Origin of the sequence: Amycolatopsis sp. H20-H5 (assembly GCF_035828755.1) — a bacterium.
In the GTDB taxonomy this organism is placed as follows: domain Bacteria; phylum Actinomycetota; class Actinomycetes; order Mycobacteriales; family Pseudonocardiaceae; genus Amycolatopsis.
On sequence record NZ_JAYMZS010000301.1, the window covers coordinates 1 to 699 of the forward strand.

Annotated in this window: 1 protein-coding gene; it reads left to right on the top strand. The window is 63.9% G+C overall.

The genetic code is table 11. The features are described 5' to 3' along the window. Nucleotides 1–475 precede the first annotated feature (475 nt). Nucleotides 476–699 (top strand): hypothetical protein (locus tag QMK34_RS47615; RefSeq protein ID WP_326421651.1); only part of this gene is annotated, 224 nt, incomplete at its 3' end.

Consider the following 699-nt stretch of genomic DNA (forward strand, 5'->3'; position numbering starts at 1 on the left):
GAGACCCTTCCACTGATCGGTCCCAGCACGCGTCACGCCGCTGGTCACTGCCCGAAACCCCGACCGTGATCGGTTCCGGCCACCTGACCGTCCTGCACCATCTGACCTTGCAACAACCACTGACTTCACTTCGTACCGCGGTACAACACTTGCGCAGGCCAGGCACACTGCGCGCCGCCTACGTCCTGCACTACTGCGCCGGGACCATCTCTCTACTGCGTCTTCACTGCCTAGTCCCGAGATGTTGCTTCGGTCACCAGTCGAAACCTGTCCGTTGAGTGGCTTCGTCCTGCCTGACCGTCGTGTCTCACCTCGCGGGTAGTTTCGTCATCTCCCGCGCCTGCTTGACGTTGTCTCTCTCGGTATGAGCAGAACACTACACACACCCGCGATCGAATGTCTATCCCCGCCGTCATAGATTTACTGCGTCACCCGATGCGGTGACGGCCTGGCTGACGACGAGAAAGGTTCTCCTATGAGCGACAAGACCGTGCCCCAGGACCCGTTCGGCCTCGCCGGAGTGCCCGACCACCGCAGCTACGCCCAGCGGCTCGCCGAGCTGCTCGAACGGAGCACGACGCAACCGCCGCTGGCGGTGTTGTCGGCGGAAGAGGCCTACACGGCGGCCGAACTGCTCGGCCAATACGCCCAGCTCGACCCGACCGCCGCGTTGAACCAGCTGGCCGCCACCCTCGCCGG